Here is an 18,670-nt window from a genome sequence, read left to right as displayed (position 1 = left end):
GTTCTCACGCGGCCTTGGGTGCCATCTCGTCGATGATGTTGGTCAAAGCATTCAAAAACTGCGTATTTTCCTGTTGGGTACTGACGGTGACACGCAGGCAGTCGGCCAGCAGCGCATGGGCTTTGCCCACGTACTTAACCAAGATACCGCGCTTTTTCAATCCCTCAAAGACTTCAGCAGCCCCGTCAATGCGGAAAAGCACAAAATTGGCGCAAGAATCAAACACTTGCAATGACCCAGACGGGGTTTTCAACGCCCTGAGTGCTTCGGTCAGTGCCAGCCTGTTGCGCTTGAGCTGTTCAGCCTGGCCGGCCAACACCTCAAAGTGAGTCAAGGCAAACTGCACAGCCACACGAGTCAACACGTTGACATTGTACGGCGGGCGGACCTTGTCGATCTGCTCCACCCACTGTTTGCTGGCCACGGCGTAACCCAGCCGCACACCGGCCAGGCCCAATTTGGAAAAAGTGCGCAGCACGAGCACATTCGGAAACTCCAGCACGCGGGCCATGAACGAGGCGCTGGCAAAGGCTTCGTAGGCTTCGTCCACCACCACCAAGCCGGGCGCAGCTTCAATGACCTGCACAATCTCCGCTTCACGCAGGGCCACACCAGTGGGGTTGTTGGGGTAAGCCAGAAACACCACTTTGGGCTTGTGCGTGGAGATGGCCTTGAGCAAGGCCGGCATGTCCAGGCTGAAGTCGGGATTGAGGTTCACCCCCACAAACTGGGCGTGGCTCCACTGACTGTAAACCGCGTACATGACAAAGGTGGGCACGGGTGACATGACCACATCCCCGGGCATGCAACAGGCCCGAATAATGAGGTCGATGAGCTCGTCCGAACCGTTGCCAAAAATGACGTGGGCTGCCTTGGGAATGGCCGACGCGGCGCGCAGGGCCTGCTCAAGCGCCAGCGCTTTGGGCTCTGGGTAACGGTTCAGGCTGGCGGCAGCCAGTTCGCGGGCCAGTGCTTCCTGCAATTCGGCAGGCAGCGTCATGGGGTTTTCCATCGCGTCCAGCTTGACCATGCCTTTGGCATCGGCCACCACGTAGGCCTGTGTGGCCTGGACATCGGCGCGAACGGTTTTACGCATGAGGTTTTTCATGACCCACCTTATTCAGGCTTGCGAAATTTCGGGCCAACCCGGTACTCGGCAGAACGGGCGTGGGCTGGCAAGCCTTCGCCATAGGCCAACTCGGCAGCCACCTCGCCCAGGGTACTGGCACCTTCGCGGCTGGCGTAAATGATGCTGGACCGTTTCTGGAAATCGTAAACCCCCAAGGGCGAACTGAAACGCGCGGTGCCCGCAGTGGGCAGCACGTGGTTGGGGCCGGCGCAATAGTCGCCCAAGGATTCGCTGCTGTAGGGGCCCATAAAAATGGCACCGGCGTGGCGAAGTCGTCCCACCCAGGCGTCGGGGTCTTGCACCGACAACTCAAGGTGTTCGGGCGCGATCTGGTTGGACAGTTCACAAGCCTCGTCCATGTCACGCACTTGAATCAGCGCACCCCGGTTCTTCAATGAGGTAGCAATCACGGTGGCGCGAGGCATGGAGTCCATCAAGCGCTTGATGCTGGCCTGCACATTGCCCAGAAAGGCTTTGTCGGGCGACAGCAGAATGGACTGGGCCATTTCATCGTGCTCAGCCTGGCTGAACAGGTCCATGGCAATCCAGTCGGGGTTGGTGCTGCCGTCGCAAATCACCAGAATTTCCGATGGGCCGGCAATCATGTCGATACCCACTGCACCAAACACACGTCGTTTGGCCTCCGCCACATAGGCGTTGCCCGGGCCGACGATTTTGTCCACACGGGGCACCGTGGCAGTTCCGTAGGCCAATGCGGCCACCGCCTGGGCGCCGCCAATGGTGAACACACGGTCCACTCCGGCCAAGTGGGCCGCGGCCAGTACCATCTGGTTTTTCACGCCGCTGGGGGTGGGCACCACCATCACCACCTCGCGCACACCAGCCACTTTGGCGGGCACGGCGTTCATCAACACCGACGAGGGGTAGGCGGCTTTGCCACCGGGCACGTACAGACCAGCGCGGTCCAGGGGGGTGACTCGTTGCCCCAGGCGCGTGCCATCGGCTTCGGTGAATTCCCAGCTTTCGGCCACTTGCCGTTCGTGGAAAGCCCGCACCCGTTGCGCAGCCACTTGCAGGGCCGCTTTCTGGGCGGCATCCAGGGTGTCGAAAGCGGTTTTCAATTCAGACTGGGGAATTTCCAACGCGGCAACGCTGTCGGCCTCCACCCGGTCGAAACGGCGGGTGTACTCCAGCAAGGCGTCATCACCCCGCGTGCGCACCGCATGGACGATGTCCGCCACAGCGGATTCGACCTGCGGGTCACGTTGCTCCTCGTAAGCCAACAGTGCGCGAAACCGCTCGGCGAACTGGGCATCTTCGGTGGACAGACGGGCAATGAGAGACGACATGCTTGAAACTACCTGTGTGGTCTGACGGATTATTGAATGGCGGGTTCGGTCACCGCTTGGGTGAACACATCCAGCATGGGCTGGAGCCGTTCACCTTTCATTTTGAGGGCGGCACGGTTCACCACCAGCCGGGAAGAGATGTCGCAAATTTCTTCAACCTCAACCAGCTTGTTGGCGCGCAAGGTGGAGCCGGTGGACACCAGGTCCACAATGGCGTCGGCCAAGCCAACCAAGGGGGCCAGTTCCATGGAGCCGTACAGCTTGATGAGGTCTACGTGCACACCGCGGTTGGCGAAGTGCTCACGCGCGCTGTTCACGTACTTGGTGGCGATGCGAAGGCGTGCGCCCTGCTTCACGGCGCTTTGATAGTCAAACCCTTCAGGCGCAGCCACGCACAAACGGCACTTGGCAATCTGCAAGTCCAGCGGCTGATACAGGCCATCGCCGGAATGTTCAATCAGCACATCACGCCCCGCCACGCCGAGGTCGGCTGCACCATGCTGAACGTAGGTGGGCACGTCGGTGGCACGCACGATGATGATGCGCACATCCGGCTGGTTGGTACCAATGATGAGCTTGCGGGATTTCTCAGGGTCTTCCGAAGGCACGATGCCCGCCTTTTCAAGCAAGGGCAACGTTTCTTCGAAAATTCGACCTTTGGACAGGGCCAGGGTGATCATGGTGCTTTACTCACTCAGTCGCTTCACGTCCGCGCCCAGTTTGCGCAGTTTTTCTTCCATTTTGTCATACCCGCGGTCCAGATGATAAATGCGGTCCACACGGGTTTCGCCTTCGGCGGCCAAGCCGGCAATCACCAGGCCAGCCGATGCGCGCAGGTCAGTGGCCATCACGGTGGCACCATCCAACTGCTCAACACCCTTGATGACCGCCGTGTGGCCCTCAATGGCAATGTCAGCGCCCAAGCGCACCAATTCCTGCACGTGCATGAACCGATTTTCGAAAATGGTCTCGTTGATCACCGAGGTGCCCTCGGCCACGCAGTTCACGGCCATCAACTGGGCCTGCATGTCTGTGGCAAAACCGGGGAACGGGGCAGTGCGGGCGCCCACCGCTTTGGGGCGGCCTTCCATGATGGCGCGAATGCTGTTGCCATCCACATCGATTTGAAGGCCTGCGGTGCGCAACTTTTCCAGGGTGGCGTCCATGCTGGGCGCATCGGCCTGATGCAGGGTAATGTCGCCTCCACACGCGGCCACGGCGCACAGGAAGGTGCCGGCTTCAATGCGGTCAGGCATGACGGCATGGGTACAGCCGTTCAGGCGGCGCACACCCTGGATGGTCAGCGTGTCCGTGCCGATACCGTCAATCTGCGCACCCATTTTCACCAGCATATTGGCCAGGTCAACCACCTCCGGTTCACGCGCCGCATTTTCAATGATGGTGGTGCCTTCGGCCAGCGTGGCAGCCATCATCAGGTTTTCGGTGCCTGTGACGGTCACCATGTCAGTCACAATGCGGGCGCCTTTCAGGCGTTTGGCCTTGGCGTGGATATACCCTTTTTCAATGTGGATTTCAGCACCCATGGCCTGCAGACCTTTGATGTGCTGGTCCACCGGGCGCTGCCCAATGGCGCAGCCGCCGGGCAGGCTGACGGTGGCTTCGCCAAACCGGGCCAGCAAGGGGCCGAGCACCAGAATGCTGGCGCGCATGGTTTTGACCAGGTCGTATCCGGCCAAAGGCTCAGAAATTTCTTCGGCCCGAAGGGCCAGGGAGTTTTCGCCATGCCAGAAGCACTGCACACCCATGGAGCCGAGCAGGCGCAGACAGGTGTTGATGTCGCGCAGGCGTGGAACGTTGTGAACCTGCACGGGTTCAGCGGTCAGCAGGCTGGCACACAAAATGGGCAAGGCGGCGTTTTTGGCGCCAGACACGGCGACTTCGCCATGCAGCGGCTTGCCGCCGCGGATCAGAAAGGAGTCCATGGTATTGAGGGGCTAGTCCTGTGGATTGTTATTGGCCCTGTTGCGCCCATTCGGCGGGCGTGAAGGTTTTCATGGACAGGGCGTGAATCTCTTCGCGCATCCTGTCACCCAGCACTGCATACACCTTTTGATGCCGCTGCACCGAACGCAAGCCTTCAAAGGCCGCACAGACAATGACCGCCTCAAAATGCCGACCATCGCCGGTGACTTGAAGGTGATCGCATGACAGACCTTGGGCGATGTATCCGCTGACCGTCTCGGGCAACAACATGTGCTTTGTATCCTTTTGATTCAACAGCAGTATTATCCCCTCAATTTGTAGCCAGAAACGACCATGCGCAGAGCAATTGCGCTCAGAATCGCCCAAGCCACCACCCCGATCATCAAACTGAACCAGGGGCTGACGTCGCTGACACCGAAAAAGCCGTAGCGAAAACCGTCAATGAGGTAGAAAAAGGGGTTGAAATGTGACACCGCCTGCCAAACATCGGGCAGGGAGTGGATGGAGTAAAACACACCCGACAAGAAGGTGGCGGGCATGATGATGAAGTTCTGGAAAGCGGCCAGTTGATCGAACTTCTCAGCCCAAATGCCCGCAATCAGGCCCATGGTGCCCAAGAGGCCCGAACCCACCACAGCCACGGCCAGAATCCACAAGGGGTTGTGCATGTGCAGACCGACGAACGCCACGGTCACCAGCAAAACACCCAAACCAACCACCACACCGCGCACCATGGCGGCCAACACATAGGCGCTGACGAACTCCAAATGCGACAAGGGCGGCAACAAGACGAACACCAAATTCCCGGTGATTTTCGATTGAATGAGACTGGAGGATGAGTTGGCAAAGGCATTTTGCAACACCGACATCATCACCAACCCGGGCACCAAAAAGGCCGCATAGCCCACACCCGGATAAGGCTCCACTTGGCCATCCAGCACGTGGCTGAAAATCATCAGGTACAGCAGGGCGGTGACCACCGGGGCCAATACGGTTTGGAAGCTCACCTTCCAGAAGCGCAGCACTTCTTTGTAAAACAGGGTTTTCCAGCCGATCATTGTTGAACCCCGCTCATCAATTGCACAAACACATCTTCCAGATCGGGTTTGTGCAGGTTGCATTCACGCACATCGAGGTGATCTTGCCGACATGCCGCCAACACCGCCTCCATGTCGGATGGCCTTTTAACAGCCAAGGTGTAACGGCCTTCCACCACATTGGACTTGAGAACCTGCCCTTCCAAGCTGGCGGGCAATACACCGTTGATCACCAAGTTCAGACTGAGGCTGGCATGGCGTGCCAACAGGTTGGGCGTGGTGTCCACCGTGAGAATTTCGCCTTTCTTGAGCATCGCGATGCGGTTGCACAGGGTTTCGGCTTCTTCGAGGTAGTGGGTGGTCAACAAAATGGTATGCCCCTGACGGTTCAGGCCCGCAATGAACTTCCACAGGGTTTGGCGCAATTCCACATCCACGCCTGCGGTGGGCTCGTCCAGCACGATGACGGGCGGGCGGTGCACCAAGGCCTGGGCCACCATGACTCGTCGCTTCATGCCACCAGACAGGGTGCGCATATTGTTGTCGGCCTTGTCGGCTAGGCCCAGCGAGGACAGCAGCTCGTCAATCCATGCGTCGTTGTTCTTCAAACCGAAATACCCGGATTGGAACCGCAGGGTTTCGCGCACGGAAAAGAAGGGGTCGAACACCAGCTCTTGAGGAACGATGCCGATGCTGCGCCGGGCGTCACGAAACTGGCCCTGCACATCAAAACCCATGACAGAGGCTTTGCCAGAACTGGGCCGGCTTAAGCCAGCGATCAGATTGATCAGCGTGGTTTTACCGGCGCCATTGGGGCCCAGCAGGGCGAAAAACTCACCCTGCTCCACGGTCAGACTGACTTGGTGGAGGGAGCGGAATTCACCGAAATACTTGGAAACGGAATCGAGCTGTAATGCGGCTGGCATGGTGGTTCAGGCACCCGAGACGTGCCCAAACCGGGTCAAGGCACGCTGATTTCTGGAAACAGGGATTGTACCCCGTAGGCCTTGACCAAACTCCCGACTTGGGCCGGGAGGTGTTGAAGTTGGAGTGTTTTGTCGGTTTTACGGGCCACCCGCTGGGCCGTCAGAAGTACGGCCAAGGCGGTGGAATCGACGGATTTGACCCGCGAGAAATCGAGCACACAATCGCCCTTGCCAACCGCTTCGGTGACCTGGGCCAGAATTCGGTCCCCATTGCGGACCGAAATGCTGTCAAATTCAATCTGCATGGCAATCTTAACCGTTCTTGGCTTTCAGGCTTGCAATCAAACCGTCAATGCCGGATTGGTTCAGCACTGGGGCAAATTGGGCCTTGTAGGAATCGACCAGCCACAAACCCAACACGCTCAGGTCGTACACCTTCCATTTGCCGTCTTTTTTCTCAACCCGGTAAGCCAAGTCGATGGGGGGGCCATCTTTGCGCAGCACGCGGCTGGTCACCACCACATCGGTTTCATCGGGGCGGGCGCGCAGCTTGTCCACCTGCAAGGTCTGATCGCCCACTTGAGACAAAGCCCCGGCGTAGGTTTTGGTCAGCAATACTTTGAATTGGTCGACAATGGCGTCACGCTGGGCAGGCGTGGCTTCCCGCCAAGGACGGCCAACCACCAGCTGGGTCATGCGTCGGAAATTGACGTTGGGCATGACTTTTTGGTCCACCAAGGCGTCCAGCTTGGCGGGGTCAGCCACCAGCTCCTTCTTGCGGGCCTTGATTTCGTTGAGGATGTCGTTGCTGAACTTTTCAACAAATTCGTTGGCTGCCACATCATCCGCATGAGCCACTGGGGCCAAGCCCAGCCACAATGTGGCCGACAACATGGCTGCGCCAAACGCGCGCAAAGGGTTGGAAAGGGTAATGCTCATAGTCCTGTTTCCTGATTGTTCTGGAAGTGTTGTTGTTTAACGCCGGGGCCACCTTTGGAGTTGACCCCGGTCATTCAGTGAAGTTCATTCGCTTGATCAACATCAGCGGGGACCGGCAAACCCAGAGCCGCCCTGGCCCGAGCGCTTTGTTGGTGGTGCGTGGGCAAGGTAAAGCCCTCAGCCACCGCGTTCACAGGCCACGCGTGGTCTTCAAGCGCTGCCCGGAAAGGTGTATTCAGTGGTTCAAGGAATGCACCGTCATCGGGTTCTTCTTCGTCTCGGGACTTTGGGTCTACGGCACCATCTCGAATCAGCGACTCACGCCGCGCCAAAAACGCATCACGAATAAAGGCGTATTTGTCCAACGCCACCCGGTCCACCAGGTCGGTGGCAGGCAACAGACGGGCACGCGTGTCAATGATGTCCAGCGCAAACAAGGAATTGCGGGTGGGCACATCGTCCACATGGCGAACGGGGTTCAGTGGTGAATCAACCACGCGGCCAGATGCATCACGCACGGTGCTTGGCCCCAACAAAGGCAAGACCAAATAGGGGCCGGGTTTTACCCCCCAAACACCCAGAGTTTGGCCAAAGTCCTCTTCGCTTTTCTGAAAACCCAACTCGGTAGCCACGTCAGCGAAACCCAAAATACCCAAGGTGCTGTTCAATGCAAAACGACAAAGGTCGCTGCCCGCCCGCCCGGGCTTGCCCTGCAGCAGGTTGTTGAACGCGTTGCTGATGTTTTTGAGGTTTGAGAAGAAATTACCCACACAGGTTTGCACTTCCGAAGGGGTAATCGCGTCGTAACCCTTGGCCAATGGCCGCAGCACAGCCGCATCCAGCACTTCGTTGAACCCGTGCATGCTGCGGTTGAAACCTTCAAGCGGGTCAGCCCCGGAAGGGGCTCTCATAGTGCTGCACCCCGCGGCAAGGCTGGCCACGCAGGCCACCAGCAGGAATTGTCGAATGGAGGCAATCACGGTGATCTCCCTGCGATCGAATTATTTGCTGCCCTCAGACGCCGGGGCATCCGAGGCTTTGCTGTACAAAAACTGGCTGATCAGGTTTTCCAGAACCACCGCTGACTGGGTCCGCGAAAACTTTTGGCCGGCCACGAGGTTCTCTTCGTCGCCGCCGGGCTCCAACCCTACATACTGCTCACCCAGCAAACCGGATGTCAGAATCTTCGCCGAAGTATCGCGGGGAAACTTGAAACCCTCTTCCAGGTCCAGCGCCACCACGGCACGGAATGTCACTGGGTCCAGATCAATCTTGGCCACACGGCCAACAACCACGCCCGCGCTTTTGACGGGGGCACGGGGCTTGAGGCCACCGATGTTGTCAAATTCAGCCAATACGCGGTACTGCGCACCTGTGGTGAAGGAACTGAGGTTACCGGCCTTCAACGCCAGAAACACCAAAGCCAGCGCCCCCAGCAGCACAAACAGGCCCACCCAGAAATCCACGGCATTCTTTTTCATGGCAACAATCCAATCGTCAGTTACACGCTGAACATCAGCGCAGTCAATACAAAGTCCAAGCCCAGAATGGTCAGGGACGAAATCACCACGGTGCGGGTGGTGGCGCGGGAAACGCCTTCAGGCGTAGGCTGGCAGGTGTACCCCTGAAACAGGGCGATGGCATTGACTGCCACACCGAACACCACACTCTTGATCACGCCATTCAGGATGTCATCACGCACATCGACCCCGGCCTGCATCTGGGACCAAAAGGCGCCCGAGTCCACCCCAATCAACTGAACGCCGACCAGATAACCACCAACCACGCCCACGGCCGAAAACAAAGCAGCCAAGAGGGGCATAGAGATCAAACCCGCCACCCAGCGGGGCGCCAGAATTCGGGTTCGCGGGTCCACAGCCATCATTTCCATGGCGGTCAACTGTTCACCGGCTTTCATCAGCCCAATTTCAGCAGTCAGCGAAGTGCCCGCCCGCCCCGCAAACAACAGTGCTGACACCACGGGGCCCAATTCACGCACCAGCGACAAGGCCACCAACAAACCCAGCGCCTGTTCAGCACCGTACCGGTTCAGGGTGTAGTAACCCTGCAAACCCAAAACAAAACCCACAAAAAGGCCGGACACCACAATGATGACCAGCGAGTAATTGCCGATGAAGTGGATCTGGTCCACGATTAGCCGAGGCCGGGCCAAGGCCTTGGGCAACTGGCCAAACAGATTGGCCACAAAGCGGGCGAAGGTGCCCAAGCCCGCAATGGTGGCCAGGGTGCCAGCCCCCAGCGCACTGATCCAGGTCACGGGATTCATGCGAAATCCTCCCGCAGGTCCACTGAGGGGTAATGGAAACGCACCGGCCCTTCAGGCAGACCCTGGATGAATTGCTGCACGTAAGGGTCGGGGTTCGCACTCACTTCTTCGGGTGTGCCTTCGGCCAGCACTTTGCCGCTAGCAATCACAATGACGTAATCGCTGATGGCAAAAGACTCGTGGATGTCGTGAGTCACCACCACCGAAGTGGCCCCCAGTGCATCGTTCAGGGTACGGATCAAGTTGGCCGTAATGCCCAAAGAAATCGGGTCCAGCCCGGCAAAGGGCTCGTCATAGAAAATCAGCTCAGGGTCCAGCGCAATGGCGCGGGCCAAGGCCACCCGGCGGCTCATACCCCCGGAAATCTCGGATGGAAACAAATTCGCCGCCCCCCTCAAACCGACCGCGTGTAACTTCAACAACACGAGATCCCGGATGGCGGATTCACTCAGGTTGGAATGTTCCCGCAGGGGGAAGGCCACATTGTCAAAGACAGACAGGTCGGTGAACAAAGCACCGAACTGGAACAACACCCCGATGTGCTTGCGAAAAGCATACAAATCGGCCGTGGATGCTCGGTTCAAGTCGCGCCCCAGGACTTGGATGTCGCCCCGGTTCACAGCGTATTGGCCACACATCAGGCGCAACAGGGTGGTTTTGCCCGAGCCGGACCCGCCCATCACCGACACCACCTTGCCTTTGGGTATGCGCAAGGAAATGTCCTGAAGGATAAGCCGGTCGCCGTAACCAAAGTCGACTTTGTTCAGTTCTGCTACAAAGCCCATTGGGGCTCCCCTGTCTTTTGTACTTCGAAACTTCCCATTGTACCCACTTCTGCCCGGGGCGGGGCTGGAAGCTGCGTGGGTCTGGAACATGACCCAAGCCAGGCGGGTCATACCGGACGTCACCCGGCCAGCTTGACCATTCCGAGGGGAGCCACAAGCGCTCAACTACAGTGGCGCATTCGCCATCGGAACCTTGCCATGACCAGCCTGCTTCAGCGGTACCCCAGGGCCTTGCACGCCCCAGCCACGTGGGGCGCATGCCTGCTGATGGCGGCCTGTACAGGCCTTTCCCCTCAAACACCCACTCAAACACCCGGTCAGGCACCGCAGACCGCAGGCGCACCCCCAGCGGCCCTGCCACCCGGCCTGGATCTGCGCTTGTGGGGCCACGCCAGCCAAGGCATTCAGAACAACCCACCGGGTCAAGACCGGCCCTTTAACCTGCGAATTGAAGACATGCCAGCCAGCCATGTGCTGGATTTGATGGCCAAAGAACTGAATTGGGGTTACAGCTTTGACCAGTGCGGCGAAAAGCGCGTCAGCCTGATGGGCCGAGAGATGCCCATGAGCTTGGTGCTGGCCTCGTTGGAGGAACAGACCGGCGCTACCCTGACCACACGGGGCAAGCATGTGGATTTGCGGTGCGAACGTGATGAGCTTCAGGTGTATGCGGTCGATTATCTGGCGCTGAACCGTGAAATGCTCGACAGGTCCAGTCTGACTGCCTCGGTGGCCAACCAGAACCGCGAGGTGGGCCAGCGGCGCGATGCGGGCAATGTGAGCGAATTGCTGCTCACCAGCCAGCAGGATCACCGCTTGTGGGATCGCCTGACGGTTCAGATTGAGCAACTCATTCAGGCACAGGTCAAACCTGAGGAAATTGCCACCCGGGAACGTGTTGTGGACGAGGACTCAGACCGCAATTTTGAAAGCTCCCGGGACAGCGGGCGAAACCGCTTCAGCACACCACGGCAAACCAGCACGGTGAACAGCAGCAACCGGCGCGACATCACCACCACACGGCGCGAGACCCGCTCAGGCCGCGTGGTGGCCAACCCGGAAAGTGGCACTGTGGCCGTGTTGACGACGCCTGCAGGGCATCGACGGGTGCAACACTGGTTAACCCAGGTGCAGCGCCGGCTGGACCGGCAAATTCTGATTGAAGCCACCATCACCGAAATCACCCTGAACTCCCGATACGCCCGCGGAGTGGACTGGAACGTTTTCACCAACAAAGGCACTGAGCTGGGCTTGATGGTGCAAGGCCTTGCCCTGACCAACCCGGTGTTGAACCTGACGCTAAACCGCACCACCGGCCAAAGTGAGACCAGCGTGGCACTGCGCCTGCTGGAGGAGTTTGGCAACACCTCGGTGCTGTCAGCCCCGAGGGTGGTGGTGATGAACCAACAGGCGGCGGTGTTGAAAGTGGTGGACAACCGGGTCTACTTCACCACCGATGTGCAGACCAGCGCACCAACCAGCACCAGCCCTGCCTTTTCCGTGTTCAACACCCAGGTTCAGACCGTGCCGGTGGGCTTTCTGATGACGGTCACCCCTCAGGTGTCCGACCACCAACAGGTGCAACTTCGTGTGCGACCCACCCTGAGCCGGATTCTCGGTTTTGTTCAGGACCCAAACCCCGCGCTTCGCCAGTTCAACATCATCAGCCAGGTGCCTGAAATTCAGACCCGGGAATTGGAGTCGGTGTTGAAAATTCAAAGCGGGCAAACCACGCTGCTGGGCGGGCTTCATCAACGGGAAGGGGGCAATCTGCTTCGTGGCCTGCCCGGGTTAACCGATGAAAACAAGCCACTGAGCAGTTCCCACCGCCAACAGACCGACCAAACCGAGTTGGTCATCCTGCTCAAAGCCACGGTGATTGAACCCGAGCTTGGCCCAGGCCCCAATGCCCGGCTGGACAACTCGAGCGAACACACCCAGCTTACGCAAGGTTTGCAACACGCCCACAGGCTAGCCAGCCAGCAACAGTTGGGCAGCGCCATCGGCTTGTTGAACCGGCTGACCAAAACACACCCGACTCACCCCGAAGTCAGATTCAATCTCGCACTGCTGTACGCCATGGACCAACAGCGCGCCACCGCCAAAGCCACACTGGAGGAGGTGTTCAAGATTTGCCCAATCCAGCGCTGCGAACTGCCACTGCACACCTTGAGCACCTTGCTGGAGTACACACCATGAATCCACAGTGGCAGGCAGCCTGCCTTCAAGGCCCGATGGCCTTATTGAAGCTGGCCCAAGATGAGCAGGTGTCCGACCTTCACTTCACGCCGGGGGCCGAGTCCGTTTGCCTGACCCTGCGCAAAAAAGGCCATCTGCACACGGTCGGCGAACTGTCGTCCACTCAAGCACGAAGCCTGATTCAAGCATTCAAGGCCAGCGCGCAACTGAACATTGCCGACACACGCAGGCCGCAGGATGGCCGCATCAGCCAAGGCGAGTTTGACGTTCGCTTGGCGACACACCCCAGCGTGCATGGGGAAAGTTTGGTATTGCGCGTCCTGAACCGGCGGGTGTTTCTAACCCTGAATGAACTGGGCCTGGCACCGGCAGTGCTCACCAGCCTGCAAGCCAGCCTGGACAAGGTGGCAGGCCTCACTTTGGTGGTCGGTGCCACAGGAAGCGGCAAGACCACCACCCTGCACGCCTTGCTGCACCACCTGGGCGATGGCGCAGGCCGAATCGCCACTCTCGAAGACCCGGTAGAAATCATTCACCCCCGGGCTTTGCAAACAGACCTGACACGCAGCCCGGCGCTGAATTTTGCCTCTGGCCTGCGCTCACTGATGCGGCAGGACCCTGACACGCTCATGGTGGGCGAAATTCGGGATGAAGAAACCGCAGCACTGTGTATTCAGGCGGCATTGACGGGCCATCGGGTGCTCGCGTCCCTGCACGCGCCTGACTGTTTGGGCGCATTGGCACGGCTCATCGAACTCGGTGTCCGCCTGAACAGTCTGCTCAATTGCACCAATGGTGTACTGGCCCAGCGGCTGCTTCCTGCACAGGGCCAACAGGCCCAACAACTGGAGGTTGAGTGGATGAACCTGCTGGCGCTGCCCAGGGCCAACCTGCTTGCATGCACCGCACTGTCTGAAGTACACGCTCTGGTGCACAGACACCGCTTGTCCCTGCAGGGGCAGGCTGCATGAAGCTTCTCAGCGGGCGCATACGCGACAGCCAAGTGCTGCAATGGATGACCGTGTGGGCCGAACTGTGTGCCGCAGGATTGCCAGTCATCGACGCACTGGACACCAGCCTTGAGTTCCTGCCTCAAGGCGGTGGAGCACAAGGCCTGTGCAAGCGTTTGGGCCAGGTCAAGCACCTGCTGAGCAAAGGACAAAACCTGACAGGCAGTTTTGCAAGTGTGTTCCAACCGCTGCCCCGGCCGCTGCACATTGCATTGATGTGTGGCGAATCATCCGGGCAACTGTCCGATTCCCTGTCCTCACAGGTACACGCGTGGCAAGGGCAGTTGCGCTGGAGAAACGAACTGCTGCGCAGCCTGATGTACCCGGTCACAGTGATGGCGATGAGCCTGTTCACCGCAGCCCTCATGCACAGCCAACTGGGCAACATGGCCGCAGTGCCGGAGCAGTCAACTGGCCAACACACCTGGCCGATCGGTCAAGTCCTGATGGGCGTCGGCATCGTGGTATTCATCGCCGCTGGCTCGATACGTACATTCAATCGCCGCAAACAGGGGAAGGTAAGCACCCGCGCTGTTGCGCTTTACCCTGCAGCACGGGGCGTGAAAGCCTTGTGGGCCCACCGCTATCTCGCTGAAGAATTGAACCTGATGGCCGCCCAGTTGGATGCGGGCATTCCATTGATGGCGGTGATTGACCACACTCTGGGCTTTGACCGAAGCAATCGCGGACCCACACGCATCGCATGGCGGCGTTTTCTTCGACAGGTGTCTCTGGGCCTTAACCAAGGCCAGCCACTGAGCCAGGTCGTATTGTCCGCGGGCGCGCCGCGCTTGATGGTTGAACAGTGCAAATTGGCAGAACAGCATGGCGACTTGGGCCGATGTTTCAGGCTGTGCGCCTCGGTTCATCAAGCGCGGGCCAACATACTTCAACAACGCCTCACCACGCTTCTGGCACCTGCCACGCTGGCGCTCGCAGCACTCATTCTGGGTTGGGCCGCGCACAACACGCTGGGTCAATTCTATGGCCAACTGGGGAGCGGCACATGGATGCAATGAACACAGAACCCGGCAGCGTTTGGTGGATGGCACCACAAGCCGGGCAAGGCACGTATGGCTTGCAATCACTGGGCGGCGGGTACACGCAGGCGCACACGACTCCATGGTCTGAAGGCCGAAACACCTCGGCTTTTTTGCTGAGCATGGACGACCCCAACACCCGCTGCATCATTGCCCTGCCCAAGGGGGAGCCCTTGACGAGTGAGCAGGTGCCCGAGCTGGTTTGGGCCGCCTGGCTCAGCAGCCCGGACAGGGTGCATGGCCTGGCCGCCAGCGGCGAAGCCATGGCGATTCACAGTGAGTTACTTGGCTTGAAAGCACGTGTCGAGGTGGTGGCTTGCGACCAGCCCGAACGAGCCCTTGCAGGCCAAGAACCGCTGTACCACTTGCTTGGCCGCGAGGAATGGAAAGTGCTCCACCAACAGGGGTCCCATCTGGCGTGGGCCAGAGTCATAGCGCCCTTGGTCTGGAATGGCTCTGCGCGCTGGTCCATGGCGAGGATGTGGCTGAGTGTGAGCATTCTGGCCTTCGCTGGGGTATTGCACTGTGGGCTCAGCTTGCACTCGCTGGCTGGCGCTGAACAATTTCAAAATGACCTGCGCCGCCTGAATGCCATTCAAGCCCCACCCGCAGAGATGACCTTCACGCCTCAACCTTGGACTGAGGCGTACGAGAGTCTGGCCCGATTCGGGCGCAACGACCGAGCCAACATTGACGGGCTTCATTGGAGCTGGAACCGCCACACACCCATTCAGGCACTGGTGACTTTGAACAGGGACCGAGCAAGGATTCCCAAAGGCTGCGTGCCCATCTCCACGGACAACCCATCATCGGACACAGCTCGACACACCCAAGCTCAGTGCGACCTGCTCGCCACCCCCAGCAAAAGCGCTGCCCGGAGAACGCGATGACAACGCGTTCGAAACAGCCCCTCGCAGGGCCTTCACTCGCAGTACTGATGCGGCAAGCCAGAATACTACGGGCAACTGCACACGCAGTCGGCCTGTTGATGCTGAGTGCAGTGGCCTTTGGCCTGGTTTGGATTGAACATCAGGAAGACTGGACGGAATTGTCACGGCGCATGCCACGACCCTCGACCCCCAACTTGGAATTACACCCCAAAGGCGTCGAACCACTGAACGCAATGGCTGAAGATGAAACGGTGCTTTGGCAAGCGTTTCAAACCTGGTATGGCCTGCAGCAACCTGAGCAAGGCAGTTGCAGCATCCAACCGGGCAATCGGCCAGCGACAACCAACGCGACATGGACACTGACCTGCATAGGTGCACGGCGCCACGGCAAAGTAGCCGACGCCCTTGCGCCCTCCGCACAAATGCCTGTTCCGAACCAAACTTTGCTGGCGCCGGCCAAGGCCCGCATCGCCACCCAAAGCCCACACTCCAAGGGCAGGCAAACGGCGGCCCAAGTACCAGACGCCACAACCGAACCCAAGAAACCTGCTCGAGGTTGGGTGGAGTGGGAACAACAGCGCCATCTGTATGACCCGCGACGGGGCACGTGGAGACCGCAATGAGCCGACAGCGGGGGCATGCCATCTTGCTGACCTCGGTGGTGCTGATTGGTGCCTGCCTGATTGGAGCCAGTGCTGCTGCATCGCGCTATCTGCTGCGCGAACGCCAACAAGAGGCCTTGTACTCACAGGCTCAAAGCCTGAGCCTGAGTATGGATGCGCTGGAAACCTTTTCCGCCCTGCAAGGGCACAACAGCCACACCCATGTTGGTCATTTGCCCTGCCCAGCAGCCGTGCCCAATGGGCCGCCGCAAACCGTTTGCCTGAATGCACTGGCTGGATATCTGCCAATTCAAAGTGTGTCCAAAGTCAATTACCTGAACATCGGCCTGTCCACGGCATGGCCCGTGATGGCCTCAGCAAGCGCACCCAACTGGCACTACGCAGTGTCGCCCAAGTTGGTTCAGCCAAACACCCTGGGCTGGGGGCAATGGGTGAATGAGTCGGCACCCGCATTGTGGCTTGAAACCCCGGAGGGGGACACCCGAGAAGCCATGGCTGTGGTGGCCGAGCGGCTTGAAACCATGGCACCAAATACCGTGCGGGCTCATGGCCAGTACGCCATGCTGGCGCCAGAGACCTGGCAACGGCAGCGGGAACAGACCGCCCTGTCCATGGCGACACATCAGTTGATGCGCTGGGGACGCCCTATAGAGCAGTGGCTGCCTCAGGAGAACCTTCGATTGCAGCAAGGTCAATGGGGGGCGGTTCGGTCCGACTGCGAATGCCGCTGCACCAGCACCCGCTGCAGTTGCACCTGCTCGTCGCCAGGTGTGTGGGACTCGGCTCACCCGTGTGCAACGGGTTCGGCAGCGTGCACCCCACGCCCTGCTGGCGGCGGTTCACCCACAGCCGGCTGGACATGCACCAATACAGCCACCGAAGCCTGCGTATTTCGAGGGCCTGCCGGGCTGCTCAGCGCGTGGCCGGTGTCGCAATACGAACCCCCGGCGGCGATCAACAAATCATGCCAACCCGCCATACACCACCTCTGCCCAACCAGCGCTCAAGCCGGGAATGCCTGCATCTGCCGCTTTAGTTGGCCCACCGCCAGCCTGCCGTGGATTGACAGGATCAAGGTAAAAGCCTCCTCGGCCTCTGGCTGGCAATTGGAGATGCAACAGTGATGCAGAAACTGCAAACCCGACACAACAGCGGTTATTTGCTGCTGGAACTGGCACTGGTGCTGGCGCTGACAACATCCATCGGCTTTGCCTTGGTGACGTTTGTTCAGGCTCAACGCATGAGCCTGAACATACAACAACAGACACAGGAACGTGCCCTTGCCATGCAAGCGCTGGAAGGTTTCATACTCAGCCGCCAGCGTTTGCCCTGCCCGGCAGAGGCCCCCAACGGGCCGGAAGCAAGACAAGCGGGGCAATGCGACAGCCTGCAGGGCTGGTTGCCCACAGCCAGCTTGGGGGTGGTGCTGGAAAGCCCGCTTCGCTTCCATGTGGCAGACCTCGCCAAAGCTGGGCCACCGGCCCAAGGCAGCTTGACGGCGGACCGTCCACTTGAACAGATCAGCCCGGCTTTGTTGGCGGAAATCATCACCATGACCACAACAGCCAACCAAGCTGTGGGGCTGGGGCCTTTGCCAGCGCTGCACATCTGCGGCCTTTCGACACCGCCCGTAGCAGCGTCCAATTACGGTTGCGGCAACGCACCCCTGCTCAGCTCAACTGCGGTGGCGGTAATTTTGCCCAGCGGAACCCAGCCTGCAAAAACCTCACTCACAGAAGATGCACAAGCCTTCCGGCTGGCGAACGAGGCGCGCACCCACCAGTTTTTTGCCGACCCGCACCACCCCACCGACAACCCTCACTGGCTTTCATTCGAACGCTTGATGTGGCTGTGGATGCAGTCTGGCGCACTTCACCCTTTTCGAACCCCCAACCATTTGAACCCGGAGCCTTCATGACCCCCAAACAACACCGTGGATTTTCACTGATCGAACTGGCCATCGCCCTGGCCGTGCTGGCCATCCTTGCGGGCAGCATCCTGCAAGGGCGGGAACTGCTCTCCGGCGCCAAAGTGCAATCGGTGATCAGTGATTTGAGTAGCCTTGAAACCGCCCTGCTCGGTTTTGAGAGCCGTTATGCCGCACTACCCGGCGACTTCGCAGCGGCTGAAGCAGCAGGCCTGCCCGGAGGCAATGGCAACGGCAACGGCTTGATTGAAGGCGCTGAAGAAGCCCGTGTGTATGTTCAATTGGCCAGAGCCGGCTTTCTGAAGGGCAACTTTGAAACCCCGGGCGCGCAGGCCACGGCCTGTACAGCACGGGTGTGCAAGGAAAGTGTACTGTCAGGCCTGATGATCATCAGCAACAACCTGACTGGCCCCACAACACCCGAGGGCGCTTTGTCGGTGCTGGTTGCGGACGGTGCGCCGGTGAAGTTGCTGGCGGAAATTGACCGGAAACTCGACGACGGCAACCCCTTGCGCGGCTCCGTGCAGGTGCTGGTGGCCGACACCGAGGCCTGCACCACTGGCCAGGCGTGGAATGAAGCGGGCAACGCGCGATGCGCCGCAGTGTACACCTTGCGATAAAGCC

21 protein-coding genes are annotated in these 18,670 nt (G+C 59.5%); 8 read left to right on the top strand and 13 right to left on the bottom strand.

Annotation, left to right across the window (positions count from 1 at the left end):
- Positions 1-4 precede the first annotated feature (4 nt).
- The 13 genes from hisC to ACK4FF_RS03335 form a co-directional block, all read right to left on the bottom strand.
- Complete coding sequence (hisC, locus tag ACK4FF_RS03395; protein ID WP_409704598.1) at positions 5-1,096, bottom strand: histidinol-phosphate transaminase; 1,092 nt, start codon at positions 1,094-1,096, stop codon at positions 5-7.
- Positions 1,097-1,116: 20 nt separating this feature from the next.
- Positions 1,117-2,439 carry a histidinol dehydrogenase gene (hisD, locus tag ACK4FF_RS03390; RefSeq protein ID WP_409704596.1) on the bottom strand — a complete coding sequence of 441 codons (1,323 nt, stop codon included), beginning with the start codon at positions 2,437-2,439 and terminating at the stop codon, positions 1,117-1,119.
- A 29-nt stretch (positions 2,440-2,468) separates the two neighbouring features.
- Complete coding sequence (hisG, locus tag ACK4FF_RS03385; protein ID WP_409704594.1) at positions 2,469-3,119, bottom strand: ATP phosphoribosyltransferase; 651 nt, start codon at positions 3,117-3,119, stop codon at positions 2,469-2,471.
- A gap of 6 nt (positions 3,120-3,125) precedes the next feature.
- On the bottom strand, positions 3,126-4,382 hold the full coding sequence (murA, locus tag ACK4FF_RS03380; protein WP_409704592.1) for a UDP-N-acetylglucosamine 1-carboxyvinyltransferase: 1,257 nt from the start codon (positions 4,380-4,382) through the stop codon (positions 3,126-3,128).
- Between the two features lie 28 nt (positions 4,383-4,410).
- Positions 4,411-4,653: a BolA family protein gene (locus ACK4FF_RS03375; RefSeq protein WP_409704590.1), complete on the bottom strand. Its 243-nt coding sequence runs from the start codon at positions 4,651-4,653 to the stop codon at positions 4,411-4,413.
- A 32-nt stretch (positions 4,654-4,685) separates the two neighbouring features.
- Positions 4,686-5,441 (bottom strand): ABC transporter permease, encoded by a 756-nt coding sequence (locus ACK4FF_RS03370; protein ID WP_409704588.1) that lies wholly within the window; start codon positions 5,439-5,441, stop codon positions 4,686-4,688.
- On the bottom strand, positions 5,438-6,346 hold the full coding sequence (locus ACK4FF_RS03365) for an ABC transporter ATP-binding protein (protein ID WP_409704586.1): 909 nt from the start codon (positions 6,344-6,346) through the stop codon (positions 5,438-5,440). Before ACK4FF_RS03365 ends, ACK4FF_RS03370 begins: the two co-directional genes overlap by 4 nt.
- 35 nt (positions 6,347-6,381) lie before the next feature.
- Positions 6,382-6,651 (bottom strand): lipid asymmetry maintenance protein MlaB, encoded by a 270-nt coding sequence (locus ACK4FF_RS03360; protein WP_409704584.1) that lies wholly within the window; start codon positions 6,649-6,651, stop codon positions 6,382-6,384.
- Positions 6,652-6,658: 7 nt separating this feature from the next.
- The gene (locus ACK4FF_RS03355) at positions 6,659-7,285 is read right to left on the bottom strand and encodes a phospholipid-binding protein MlaC (protein WP_409704582.1); all 627 of its coding nucleotides are present in this window, start codon (positions 7,283-7,285) and stop codon (positions 6,659-6,661) included.
- A 74-nt stretch (positions 7,286-7,359) separates the two neighbouring features.
- On the bottom strand, positions 7,360-8,265 hold the full coding sequence (locus tag ACK4FF_RS03350; RefSeq protein ID WP_409704580.1) for a VacJ family lipoprotein: 906 nt from the start codon (positions 8,263-8,265) through the stop codon (positions 7,360-7,362).
- A 21-nt stretch (positions 8,266-8,286) separates the two neighbouring features.
- Positions 8,287-8,766, bottom strand: coding sequence for an outer membrane lipid asymmetry maintenance protein MlaD (mlaD, locus tag ACK4FF_RS03345; RefSeq protein ID WP_409704578.1), 480 nt, complete (start codon positions 8,764-8,766; stop codon positions 8,287-8,289).
- Between the two features lie 20 nt (positions 8,767-8,786).
- Positions 8,787-9,572, bottom strand: coding sequence for a lipid asymmetry maintenance ABC transporter permease subunit MlaE (gene mlaE, locus ACK4FF_RS03340; protein ID WP_409704576.1), 786 nt, complete (start codon positions 9,570-9,572; stop codon positions 8,787-8,789).
- On the bottom strand, positions 9,569-10,357 hold the full coding sequence (locus ACK4FF_RS03335; protein WP_409704574.1) for an ABC transporter ATP-binding protein: 789 nt from the start codon (positions 10,355-10,357) through the stop codon (positions 9,569-9,571). Before ACK4FF_RS03335 ends, mlaE begins: the two co-directional genes overlap by 4 nt.
- Positions 10,358-10,555: 198 nt before the next feature.
- Here ACK4FF_RS03335 and ACK4FF_RS03330 point away from each other — a divergent pair, with 198 nt between their 5' ends.
- From ACK4FF_RS03330 to ACK4FF_RS03295, 8 genes are read left to right on the top strand one after another with little or no spacing between them, the layout of a single operon-like run.
- Entirely contained in the window at positions 10,556-12,556 is a 2,001-nt protein-coding gene (locus ACK4FF_RS03330; protein ID WP_409704572.1) for a hypothetical protein, read from the top strand.
- Complete coding sequence (locus ACK4FF_RS03325) at positions 12,553-13,527, top strand: GspE/PulE family protein (RefSeq protein ID WP_409704570.1); 975 nt, start codon at positions 12,553-12,555, stop codon at positions 13,525-13,527. Before ACK4FF_RS03330 ends, ACK4FF_RS03325 begins: the two co-directional genes overlap by 4 nt.
- Positions 13,524-14,585, top strand: coding sequence for a type II secretion system F family protein (locus ACK4FF_RS03320; RefSeq protein ID WP_409704568.1), 1,062 nt, complete (start codon positions 13,524-13,526; stop codon positions 14,583-14,585). The genes ACK4FF_RS03325 and ACK4FF_RS03320 overlap by 4 nt, the downstream gene beginning before the upstream one ends.
- Positions 14,573-15,496, top strand: a complete 924-nt coding sequence (locus tag ACK4FF_RS03315) for a hypothetical protein (RefSeq protein ID WP_409704566.1) — start codon at positions 14,573-14,575, stop codon at positions 15,494-15,496. Before ACK4FF_RS03320 ends, ACK4FF_RS03315 begins: the two co-directional genes overlap by 13 nt.
- Positions 15,493-16,119, top strand: a complete 627-nt coding sequence (locus tag ACK4FF_RS03310; protein ID WP_409704564.1) for a hypothetical protein — start codon at positions 15,493-15,495, stop codon at positions 16,117-16,119. The genes ACK4FF_RS03315 and ACK4FF_RS03310 overlap by 4 nt, the downstream gene beginning before the upstream one ends.
- Complete coding sequence (locus ACK4FF_RS03305) at positions 16,116-17,243, top strand: hypothetical protein (protein ID WP_409704562.1); 1,128 nt, start codon at positions 16,116-16,118, stop codon at positions 17,241-17,243. Before ACK4FF_RS03310 ends, ACK4FF_RS03305 begins: the two co-directional genes overlap by 4 nt.
- On the top strand, positions 17,243-18,037 hold the full coding sequence (locus tag ACK4FF_RS03300) for a hypothetical protein (protein ID WP_409704560.1): 795 nt from the start codon (positions 17,243-17,245) through the stop codon (positions 18,035-18,037). The genes ACK4FF_RS03305 and ACK4FF_RS03300 overlap by 1 nt, the downstream gene beginning before the upstream one ends.
- Positions 18,034-18,666, top strand: a complete 633-nt coding sequence (locus ACK4FF_RS03295) for a type II secretion system protein (RefSeq protein WP_409704558.1) — start codon at positions 18,034-18,036, stop codon at positions 18,664-18,666. Before ACK4FF_RS03300 ends, ACK4FF_RS03295 begins: the two co-directional genes overlap by 4 nt.
- Positions 18,667-18,670 lie beyond the last annotated feature (4 nt).

This window comes from Limnobacter sp. (assembly GCF_046297615.1).
GTDB lineage: Bacteria > Pseudomonadota > Gammaproteobacteria > Burkholderiales > Burkholderiaceae_B > Limnobacter.
The sequence above is the reverse complement of the archived record's forward strand: the minus strand, read 5'-3'. Positions and strand labels throughout refer to the sequence as shown.

Excerpts from the sequence above, each read along its gene's own strand:
- hisC (WP_409704598.1), bottom strand. The coding sequence starts at position 1,096 with ATGCGTAAAACCGTTCGCGCCGATGTCCAGGCCACACAGGCCTACGTG.
- ACK4FF_RS03310 (WP_409704564.1), top strand. The coding sequence starts at position 15,493 with ATGACAACGCGTTCGAAACAGCCCCTCGCAGGGCCTTCACTCGCAGTA.
- ACK4FF_RS03370 (WP_409704588.1), bottom strand. The coding sequence starts at position 5,441 with ATGATCGGCTGGAAAACCCTGTTTTACAAAGAAGTGCTGCGCTTCTGG.
- ACK4FF_RS03375 (WP_409704590.1), bottom strand. The coding sequence starts at position 4,653 with ATGTTGTTGCCCGAGACGGTCAGCGGATACATCGCCCAAGGTCTGTCA.
- mlaD (WP_409704578.1), bottom strand. The coding sequence starts at position 8,766 with ATGAAAAAGAATGCCGTGGATTTCTGGGTGGGCCTGTTTGTGCTGCTG.
- mlaE (WP_409704576.1), bottom strand. The coding sequence starts at position 9,572 with ATGAATCCCGTGACCTGGATCAGTGCGCTGGGGGCTGGCACCCTGGCC.
- hisD (WP_409704596.1), bottom strand. The coding sequence starts at position 2,439 with ATGTCGTCTCTCATTGCCCGTCTGTCCACCGAAGATGCCCAGTTCGCC.
- ACK4FF_RS03305 (WP_409704562.1), top strand. The coding sequence starts at position 16,116 with ATGAGCCGACAGCGGGGGCATGCCATCTTGCTGACCTCGGTGGTGCTG.
- ACK4FF_RS03360 (WP_409704584.1), bottom strand. The coding sequence starts at position 6,651 with ATGCAGATTGAATTTGACAGCATTTCGGTCCGCAATGGGGACCGAATT.
- hisG (WP_409704594.1), bottom strand. The coding sequence starts at position 3,119 with ATGATCACCCTGGCCCTGTCCAAAGGTCGAATTTTCGAAGAAACGTTG.
- ACK4FF_RS03325 (WP_409704570.1), top strand. The coding sequence starts at position 12,553 with ATGAATCCACAGTGGCAGGCAGCCTGCCTTCAAGGCCCGATGGCCTTA.
- ACK4FF_RS03320 (WP_409704568.1), top strand. The coding sequence starts at position 13,524 with ATGAAGCTTCTCAGCGGGCGCATACGCGACAGCCAAGTGCTGCAATGG.
- ACK4FF_RS03315 (WP_409704566.1), top strand. The coding sequence starts at position 14,573 with ATGGATGCAATGAACACAGAACCCGGCAGCGTTTGGTGGATGGCACCA.
- ACK4FF_RS03300 (WP_409704560.1), top strand. The coding sequence starts at position 17,243 with ATGCAGAAACTGCAAACCCGACACAACAGCGGTTATTTGCTGCTGGAA.
- ACK4FF_RS03365 (WP_409704586.1), bottom strand. The coding sequence starts at position 6,346 with ATGCCAGCCGCATTACAGCTCGATTCCGTTTCCAAGTATTTCGGTGAA.
- ACK4FF_RS03330 (WP_409704572.1), top strand. The coding sequence starts at position 10,556 with ATGACCAGCCTGCTTCAGCGGTACCCCAGGGCCTTGCACGCCCCAGCC.
- ACK4FF_RS03295 (WP_409704558.1), top strand. The coding sequence starts at position 18,034 with ATGACCCCCAAACAACACCGTGGATTTTCACTGATCGAACTGGCCATC.
- ACK4FF_RS03355 (WP_409704582.1), bottom strand. The coding sequence starts at position 7,285 with ATGAGCATTACCCTTTCCAACCCTTTGCGCGCGTTTGGCGCAGCCATG.
- murA (WP_409704592.1), bottom strand. The coding sequence starts at position 4,382 with ATGGACTCCTTTCTGATCCGCGGCGGCAAGCCGCTGCATGGCGAAGTC.
- ACK4FF_RS03335 (WP_409704574.1), bottom strand. The coding sequence starts at position 10,357 with ATGGGCTTTGTAGCAGAACTGAACAAAGTCGACTTTGGTTACGGCGAC.